The sequence below is a fragment of the Halococcus agarilyticus genome (assembly GCF_000334895.1).
Lineage (GTDB): Archaea > Halobacteriota > Halobacteria > Halobacteriales > Halococcaceae > Halococcus > Halococcus agarilyticus.
Genome location: NZ_BAFM01000014.1, coordinates 102,513 through 111,415, shown reverse-complemented (window position 1 = coordinate 111,415; position 8,903 = coordinate 102,513). Strand labels below are relative to the sequence as shown.

The following is an 8,903-nucleotide window of genomic DNA, read 5'->3' as shown; positions in this document are numbered from 1 at the left end:
TGTCGGGGTGCTCTCCTCGGCCCAACACTCAAGAGATGCCGTGTTCAACGTCTCTTCGAGCAGTTCTTGGAGTTGCATAGACACCAGACCCAGGAACTGCTCGTACTTTGACTAGACAGTGCCTCCTGATTGCTCGTGTTTGACTGCGTACAATATTCAGCGCTATCATGTGTCTGAGGTCGGCTAGGTTGAATCATCATGGCATGATGACAGATACCTCTGCGAGATTGTTTTCGGTATTGCTCGTGCATGAGAAATCCACCTGCCCGAGTTCAGCTATAATCGTGGGGTACTTCCGTGAGAGCGAGGGCGCTCCTCTCGACAGCCCTCGGATCAGAGCGCGTCACACGCTCGTTCCCCACCTTTCCATGACCATGATCGAGACAGTGAAACGCGTGCTGGGCCAGTCGGGTCGCGAACTCGTCGTGGAGTGCCGTCAGTGCGGCTCGAACGTGGGTCCTGGCGCGGAGTCGTGCCCAGTGTGTGACTCCACCGAGATTGCGCGGTACGACATCAGTCGGTGATGAAACGGTCTGAAACGGTGATGGGTTCCAGTGGTCGTGCGAGATAGGACGCGTATCGGTCACGATGGTGAGTCTAACTCACCGCGAAGCGAGGCAGCGATTTCCTGCTGGGTCAGTTCGTCGATATCTTCTGGGCTCCACCCCAGAGCCACGTTATCGTCTTCATATCGGGGAATGATATGAACGTGTGCGTGGAAAACCTCTTGTCTTGTTTTTCCATTCGACTGAGCAGTATTGAAACCATCTAGTTCGTGGGTGGATTCAAGAGCAGCAGCGACTCGTTGAACAGTTCGGAACACGTCTGCGACAAGGTCTTCCGGCATGTCGGTTAGCGTTACGTGGTGTGTCTTCGGGATAACCAGTGTATGACCGCGAATCGCTGGTTTAATATCAAGAAAGGCGAGCGTGTTTTCATCTTCATAGAGGCGATAAGCAGGCGAACTATCGGCGGCTATCGAGCAAAATACACAGTCGGGCATAAGAGTCCAGTTGTCTCATCAATAAAAATTCCACCGATGGTACGGTGACGCGCTTGCTATCCATACTGAATACACGCTCCCTATCCAGCAGGCCGCTCCTGCCAGAAACTCGGCAGTTCATCTAAACGCTGCTGAATAGAGAGCGCGTATCTTGCACATTGCCCGCACTCAATGGCGAGATCTAATGTGCGAAACCAGGATGGTGCTTTTTTCGACGCGCAGACCTCGTCCAGCCGCGCGAGAGATGTTTTTACGAGCTTCACGCTCTTGCTTATCTCGCCAACGCCAAGGCCAAGGCAGATAGATCTGCACAGTCGGGAGAAATATGTTGTCTCGCTCAACTGTAAGGACATGGCATTCCTCGCCACCGATCTCATCGAACTGGTTCCGCTCGACCCCGACGACGAGACCCACGTTGAAGTCTACCGTCAATCACGAAACGAGCCTGAGATGCGTGCAACTGGCGCGTACGGTGAATGCGATACACGGTCACAGACACGCGAAAGGATCAACGAGGGACACAGCACCGAGAACCCGAGCGCGCTCTGTGCGATCCGTGCCGAGGAGATGGTTGTTGGCTGGGCCGTGACGAACCTTCATGACGTGCGTGCTCACGCCGCCTACGTTGGATACTACGTCCTGCCTGATTACTGGGGCAACGGCTACGCAAGCGAGGCGGCACAACTGCTTGTTGCCTATGCTTTTGATGAGCTCAATGCGCACCGCGTCGAAGCGAGCGTTCAGGCGGACAATCCAGCGAGCAAGCGTGTCCTCGAAAAGCTCGGATTTCAGCAAGAAGGAACGAAACGCGATGCCTACTACAAGCAAGGCGAGTATAAGGACATCACACTTTGGAGCCTGCTGGCCGATGAATTTGAAGAGTAGCCGGAGTTCTTTCTATCTCTCCAATCGCTCTCACTCAATACGTCGGTTCAGGAACCACGACAGGTAAACCGATCCGGTGACTCCCGGCTACGACTCGGAGGACACCCCGACCGCGTCAGAGATCGTCTGGAGGTCGGCCTTTCTGAACGTGGAGTCGTCTGCCGCCTCCAGCGACTCCGCGACGCCGACCTGCGCCCGGATGAGTCGGCGCATCCGCGTCGTTGACGGTTGCCCCGACTCGTCGACGTCGACCTCGAGTGTATCACAGATCGCCTGTAGTTCCTCCTTCGTGAACGACGCCTCGAACTCCCGTTCGAAGCGACCCGTCGCCGCTCGAATCGCGTTCCGCATCTCGTGGACGGTCACACTCATGAGTCTCCTTCTCCTGTCGCCACCCTCAAGCTTCCCACTCGGTAGCACCGAGCGTTTCAGAAGATGTGGATCGGATGTGATCGCTGACCATTGCTGGACTCATTCTCTCCATCTCGCACGCCATTCTCATCAATTTCTGAGGGTTTTCACAGAGCTTCACGTTCCACTTTTGGTGTGCTTCGACAGACTATAAGTGCCGACCACCGGGAGAAGTGGCATGGCGAACACCATCGTCAAAGCCGCCGTAAAGGAGCAACTCGCAGACCAGAACGTCTCGTCGGACTTCTACGGCGCGCTCGATGACGAGGTCTCGAACCTGCTCGACGACGCTGCGCGACGGGCCGACGAGAACGATCGCAAGACTGCCCAGGCCCGCGACCTCTAATGCGGACACTCCCCCGGCGTGACACTGTTCGCCGGGGAATGGGGTAATCCACAGATGCGGGTCGAGTTTGACGGAGGCACGCTCCTGCTCCGAGAGGCCAGCGAAGACGTTCCGTATGCGGAGTGGGACGACCGTGTTGACGACTATCGTGCGCCCGCGTATCGGTACCGTCCCCTGCTCGAATGGGCTGACGCATGGAATGATGATGACTCTCCCTCCGCAGGACAGGAGTCAGCCCACCAAGAGACCATCCAGTTGTCTACTGGTACGGTCGAGGACACGGCTCGGGCGTACCCCGAACTCGCGCTCGATCCCGCGCTCCAGATCGAACCGCGCGAGTATCAGCAGGCGGCGCTCGATGCGTGGCGAACCCATGATCGTCGCGGCAGCGTCGTGCTGCCGACCGGGAGCGGGAAGACGTTTCTGGGTATTCAGGCGATCGCGGATGCTGGTGTCGCTACGCTCGTGGTCGCGCCGACGATCGATCTGATGAATCAGTGGCACGCGACGCTCACCAACGCCTTCGGCGATCAACTACCTCACAAGGGAGGGGACGGGCCCGAACAGGCGGTTGGTGTGCTCGGTGGCGGCACCCACGAGATCAGACCCGTGACGGTGACGACCTACGACAGCGCGTATCGCTATATCGACGAGTACGGCGACCAGTTCGGCTTCCTGATTGCGGACGAAATTCACCACCTGCCAGCCCCGACCTATAGACAGATCCCCGAGATGACCATCGCGCCGTATCGTCTGGGACTGACGGCTACCTACGAGCGCGCCGACGATGCACACGAACTCCTCGAAGACACGGATCTCGTGGGCCCTGTCGTCTACGAAGAAGCGGTCGACGAGCTCGCCGGCGAGTATCTCAGCGAGTACGAGACCATCCACATGCAGGTCGAGTTGACCGACGACGAGCGCTCCCAATACGACGAGGAGTACGGCATCTACCGCGAGTACGTAGACACCCACGATTTCGACCTCTGGAAAGCCGAAGGCTACCAGGAGTTCCTTGCGCACACTTCCTACGATTCGGATGGCCGGCGCGCGCTGATCGCCAAGCAGCGCGCCGAGGAACTCGCACGTACCGCGGCGAAGAAACTCGATACGCTCGACACACTGCTCAAGCGCCATCACGACGATCGGACGATCATCTTCACCGCGAACAACGACTTCGCCTACGAGATATCCCAGGAATTCATTGTTCCCTGCATCACCCATCAGACCAAGACCGACGAGCGCACGGAGATCCTCGAACGATTCCGCACGGGCGAGTACTCGATTTTGGCAACCTCGCAGGTGCTGGACGAGGGGATCGACGTGCCCGCCGCCAACGTCGGGATCATCTTGTCGGGGAGCGCTTCGAAACGCCAGTATGCCCAGCGCCTCGGGCGGATCCTCCGTCCGACCGACGAGCGCCAACCCGCGCGGCTTTACGAGATCATCGCGACGGACACGATGGAAAACTACGTCTCCCAGCGTCGCCGTGAGGGCATCGAGGCAGGAGCGTGACCCGTGAGCAATACAGTGAGACCGGAGCCATGCTGACAGCCGACCTCGCACGCTCACGGACATCTGACGGCGAGGTAACCCCGCTGTTCATCGATCCCGACGACGCTCGGTACCGAGAGACGGCGAGCGAGTTGATCGAACTGTTCGAGACACATGTGAGTAAGTCGAAGGCGGATCTCGACGCGGCGATCGACCAGCTGACGGTAGCAGATACCGACTACAAGATCATCCAGGGGTTGGCGAAACTGCTGCGCGACGAGTGCGACATCGAGACGGTAGCGGCAGCCGAACCGCGCGAAATTCGCCAACGGCTGTTCGAACAGGCAGGCCAACGACTCGTATCCGGTCGTCCGGCAGCCGACGCTCGGTGAGGATACCCGCAAGCTCGACGTCTACACAGCAATCGCCGACGACCTCGGCATCTCGCTCGCGGAGTGTCATCGGGGGATGTACGCGGATCTCGACGCGAACAACCGTCTCGTGCGCTTCGGCGATCAGATCGCTGAGTCGGTCGAACTGGACACTGATGGAAAGTCCAGCACGACTCAGCTGACCGGCCAAAGCGAGGAGGCGTACAAAGGCAAGCCACTCACGGTCGAGTGGCTGTTGGCTCGGTACAACCTCGCGCTCGCACAGGCAGTGCTCTACGACGCGACCGAACTACGAATCCGGGTCTGGGACGAGTTTGCGACGGTATTCAGTTATGTGAAGCTGTTCGGGCTGATGCACCGGATCTCCCCGATCGATGAGCGCGGCGAGCGCGTCTCGAGCACGGATCTCGCAGACGGGTATGAAGCGACCTTGGACGGTCCGGCCTCGTTGTTCCGCCAGTCGCGCAAGTATGGGATTCGGATGGCGAATTTCCTGCCCGCGCTGCCCCACTGCGAGCGATGGGAGTTCACGGTGGAAATTCTCACTGACGAGTCGGCTAACGAAATACGGCAGTTCACGCTGGATCAGACGGCGGGGCTCCAAACACACTACAGCGGTGGCAGCCAGTTCGACAGCGACCTCGAACGCACGCTCGCGACCAAATGGGAGCGGGCGAATACGAAATGGGAACTAGTCCGCGAGGACGACGTGATCGATCTAGGTGCGGAGGTGCTACTGCCAGATTTCGCACTCGAACATCCTGATGGCCGCCGAGGGATTCTGGAGATCGTGGGCTTCTGGACGCCTGAATCCCTCGATGAGAAGCTCGCCAAGATTCGGCAAGCGGACGTGAATAATCTACTCTTAGCGGTGTCCGAGAAATTAGACTGCACGAGCGAAGACATCGACCTCGCGGCTGATCGAGTGCTCTGGTTCAAGACCGGTATCCACGTCTACGATGTTGTTGACCTTGCCGAGGAGTATGCAATTCAGGTACCTCCTGCTGGTCGCTGATTGTTCAAATGCTTCTGGCGAGATGACGACACGCGCTCGGGTGTGATCGACGATGCGTGCTAGTTTACCAAGGAGATGCTCTCGACGCTGGAGCGCGTCGTCAACCACCAAACATGAGTGAGGGATTTACAACACTCTCTCAACGAACCCGCTATGATGCTGTTATTGATAATGCCGCTGACTGACCGTTCAACCTATCTATTACCTCTTCTTGTTTTGTAGTGAGGTTGATTACATAGTAGTGCCTTAGTGTAAAGTGACGTGGTGATACGTCACCAGTCAGAAGGAGCGCAAATGCCAGAATACACGTCACCGGGTGTCTACGTTGAGGAGGTGGAGCAAGGGGCGAAACCAATCGAAGGAGTCGAAACGAGCACAGCAGGATTTCTCGGAGAAACAGAACGTGGCCCGGAAGATCCGCAACTACTCACGGATTACACCGACTACCAGCGCTACTTCGGGGGCACCGTCGAGAATAGATACCTTGCCCAGGCAGTCGATGGTTTCTTCCAGAACGGAGGAAGCCACTGTTATGTCGGCCGAATCACACCGGAGAACACAGCGACTGCGAAGGGAGACCTCCCGCCGCTTAGGTCGACCACCGATATGCTCGAGATCGACGTGAGCGAGTCCATCATCGAACTGTCAGCGATTGGCTCCGGGGACTGGGGTACCGGTGTTGCCGTAACGGTTGCGGACGCGTCTCTCTACACGCCGAACGAGAACGATCTGTTCCAACTGACCGTTCGGTACTGGAGCGACCTGACCGACCGGAAGGCTGCGAAATCCGTACTGGCGAATCCGGACGTGGACATCGATGAGGCACCGAATCCGGATGCCGAGGAGGTGTACGACAACCTCACAACAGACGAAGCGTCGACCGACTACTACGGGACAGTCCTCGACAAGAACTCGGCGCTGGTTGAGGTCGTCAAGGAAAACATTCAGAACGGTCTTCGGCCGGCCAACGGAACGATGTGGCTCGATAGCACGTTCCCGAACGAGACCGTCACCGCCAGTGATTACGAAGGAGACTTGACGGCTGAACCAGACGAACGGACCGGTTTCGCCGCGTTCGAAGGAATCGACGAGATATCGATAGTCTGCGTCCCAGACGAAAACGAGTACAGCAATCGGCTCGCTGAGACGATCGTCACTCACTGTACAAAACAGAAGGATCGGTTTGCAATCCTTCAGTCGGAGAAACAGCCAGAGGGGTTGGAAACCCTACAACCGTCCGTTCGTTCAAACTTCGCGGCCTTCTACTACCCGTGGTTGACGGTTGAGCATCCAGAAACTGGACAGGATCAAGAGGTCCCACCTGGCGGGCACGTCGCCGGCATCTACGCTCGGAGTGATCAGGAACATGGTGTTCACAAGGCACCCGCCAACGAATCGGTTCGCGGGATTCGTGGACTACAATTGAACATCTCGAAGGGGGATCAAGATGTACTCAACCCTAGAGGTGTCAACTGTATCCGGACGTTCTCGGATCGCGGAACGCGTATTTGGGGCGCGCGGACAACGTCTGATGACCCATCGTGGAAGTATGTGAATGTCCGCCGGCTCTTCTTGTTCATCGAAGAATCCATTGATAAGGGCACTCAGTGGGTAGTATCCTACCCAAACGACGAGCAGCTGTGGAGGCGGGTCAGACAATCAATCCAAAATTTCTTAACGAGCGTCTGGCAGGACGGGGCGCTGATGGGGACGACTCCTGAGGAAGCGTTCTACGTGAAGTGTGATCGGAGTACCATGACCACTCGTTATCGCTTAAGACCTCGTCCGGATCAGCAGAGGCTACTGTTTCCCGAGTCAGCCGGAAACCATGGATCAATGGCTCAATATTCTCGGCCAAGAACTCCGGTATCTCCTCCCACCACAGTCGGTGCGCGAGCACGCTCGCGCTACCGACCTCGTTGAACGCGACCGATTCATCGACGCCTTTCCGTTCTTCTGGTCGTTCACGGTCGGTACTACCCAATCCAACGGATCTCTCGCTGCCGTTCAAGACCTCTACAAGGCGTTCACCAGCGACTCCGTTGCGTACTCGTCCGTTCAGCAGTGGGTTACAGCTGAACTCACCGAGCTACTTGCAGACATCTGCGGCTACATCAGCGTCGAGCTTGGACGGACAGAATCAGCGCTCGAAGGCCGCTTCGAACGCTTCCAAGATGTCTTCATCTCGGATGGCACTATCTGTACGCTCTCGGCGGAGTCCTTCGATGAGTTCCCCGGATTAGGCGACGATCACGCTGGAGCGAAGCTCCACGTGATCGAGTCGCTCGCCTCGCGGGCTCCGATCTTCTCATCGATCACCGACGCTCGCACCCAAGAAACCACACAGCTCCAGATCAGTGACTGGGTCGAGGATTCCTTGATCCTGTTCGATCTCGGCTACCTCGACTACGCGAGATTAGCACGGATTGACCGCAATGGCGGCTGGTTCGTGAGCCGACTCAACGTCGACGCAAACCCTGTGATCATCAATGAGCTCCGAACCTGGTGTGGTGATACGATCGATCTGGAGGGCACGCACCTCCAAGAGGTGCTGCCCGACCTCTATCGGCAGATCATCGATTCAACGGGGACGGTCGGTGCGGATCGTCCCGATCCGCACCTTCCCTACGATGTACGAGTTGTCGGCGTCCGCCACGAAGACGATGAGGACGATCACCGAACGGAGGAGGTTGAGGCTGATCACGACTATCACCTCTATGCGACGAATCTCCCGACAGATGCGTTCGCGCCGCGAGAACTCGCGGCGCTGTACAGCAACCGCTGGAGCATCGAAACGGTCATCGACGAGCTGAAGACGGTGTTCGAGTTGGACGAGATGACGGTACGGCGGGAGGCAGCGGTGGAGTGTTTCATGATGGCAGCGCTGTTGATGGTGCTGGTGAGTCGGTATCTGCTCCGGCGGGTACGAGCACGGCTCGGACCCGCCTCACAGCGATCAGTAGAGGAGGAAGATCGCATCGAACCGGTGAGGTTTTCGAAGCGAATCCAGCTGTTTAGCAGTGATCTGCTGCGGATATTGGCTGAACAGCTCGGGTATGGGTGGGACGGGGCCGGGTCCGCGATCGTTGATGGAGCGATCGACCCGAACGTGGATCGCCACGCGCTCACGGAGCGTGTGGCTCACGGAAGCGTCGATCCGAACCTGCGAAACGCGGGTGAACTGGCGACGATCCGGCCCGGCTGACGACCGTCAGCCGAGCCGGGAAGCTTCGTGTTGAGTGGCTACGCTCTCGATTCGGCGTGTTTCTGAAGGGAAACGGCTTGAGATCAGTTGACGGCAGCAATGTCGCTCTCGATTCGTCCCTTCGTTCGCCATCTTTGAGAAATTCTACAGCG

General features: G+C 57.8%; 7 protein-coding genes and 1 pseudogene. 6 read left to right on the top strand and 2 right to left on the bottom strand.

Annotated elements, in window-relative coordinates:
• Positions 1 to 583: 583 nt before the first annotated feature.
• Entirely contained in the window at positions 584 to 1,003 is a 420-nt protein-coding gene (locus TX76_RS17165) for an HIT family protein (RefSeq protein WP_079890826.1), read from the bottom strand.
• 351 nt (positions 1,004 to 1,354) lie between these two features.
• Between TX76_RS17165 and TX76_RS12360 the strand changes: the two genes are divergently transcribed.
• Entirely contained in the window at positions 1,355 to 1,888 is a 534-nt protein-coding gene (locus TX76_RS12360; RefSeq protein WP_049902805.1) for a GNAT family N-acetyltransferase, read from the top strand.
• Positions 1,889 to 1,975: 87 nt separating this feature from the next.
• On the opposite strand, the gene TX76_RS12355 is transcribed toward TX76_RS12360, so the two are convergent.
• Positions 1,976 to 2,260, bottom strand: coding sequence for a hypothetical protein (locus TX76_RS12355; RefSeq protein WP_049902802.1), 285 nt, complete (start codon positions 2,258 to 2,260; stop codon positions 1,976 to 1,978).
• 217 nt (positions 2,261 to 2,477) lie between these two features.
• On the opposite strand from TX76_RS12355, the gene TX76_RS12350 reads away from it, so the two are divergent.
• The 5 genes and pseudogenes from TX76_RS12350 (at position 2,478) to TX76_RS12330 (ending at position 8,751) form a co-directional block, all read left to right on the top strand.
• Positions 2,478 to 2,645 carry a hypothetical protein gene (locus TX76_RS12350; RefSeq protein WP_049902801.1) on the top strand — a complete coding sequence of 56 codons (168 nt, stop codon included), beginning with the start codon at positions 2,478 to 2,480 and terminating at the stop codon, positions 2,643 to 2,645.
• Between the two features lie 54 nt (positions 2,646 to 2,699).
• Positions 2,700 to 4,160, top strand: coding sequence for a DEAD/DEAH box helicase family protein (locus TX76_RS12345; RefSeq protein ID WP_049902800.1), 1,461 nt, complete (start codon positions 2,700 to 2,702; stop codon positions 4,158 to 4,160).
• Between the two features lie 29 nt (positions 4,161 to 4,189).
• Positions 4,190 to 5,546, top strand: a pseudogene (locus TX76_RS12340) (DUF790 family protein).
• Positions 5,547 to 5,840: 294 nt separating this feature from the next.
• Entirely contained in the window at positions 5,841 to 7,469 is a 1,629-nt protein-coding gene (locus TX76_RS12335; RefSeq protein ID WP_049902799.1) for a phage tail sheath family protein, read from the top strand.
• Positions 7,375 to 8,751, top strand: a complete 1,377-nt coding sequence (locus TX76_RS12330; protein ID WP_049902798.1) for an IS4 family transposase — start codon at positions 7,375 to 7,377, stop codon at positions 8,749 to 8,751. Before TX76_RS12335 ends, TX76_RS12330 begins: the two co-directional genes overlap by 95 nt.
• The last annotated feature ends 152 nt before the right edge of the window (positions 8,752 to 8,903 follow it).

Coding starts and splice junctions, on each gene's coding strand:
- TX76_RS17165 (WP_079890826.1), bottom strand. CDS start 1,003: ATGCCCGACTGTGTATTTTGCTCGATAGCCGCCGATAGTTCGCCTGCT.
- TX76_RS12335 (WP_049902799.1), top strand. CDS start 5,841: ATGCCAGAATACACGTCACCGGGTGTCTACGTTGAGGAGGTGGAGCAA.
- TX76_RS12360 (WP_049902805.1), top strand. CDS start 1,355: ATGGCATTCCTCGCCACCGATCTCATCGAACTGGTTCCGCTCGACCCC.
- TX76_RS12330 (WP_049902798.1), top strand. CDS start 7,375: ATGGATCAATGGCTCAATATTCTCGGCCAAGAACTCCGGTATCTCCTC.
- TX76_RS12350 (WP_049902801.1), top strand. CDS start 2,478: ATGGCGAACACCATCGTCAAAGCCGCCGTAAAGGAGCAACTCGCAGAC.
- TX76_RS12355 (WP_049902802.1), bottom strand. CDS start 2,260: ATGAGTGTGACCGTCCACGAGATGCGGAACGCGATTCGAGCGGCGACG.
- TX76_RS12345 (WP_049902800.1), top strand. CDS start 2,700: ATGCGGGTCGAGTTTGACGGAGGCACGCTCCTGCTCCGAGAGGCCAGC.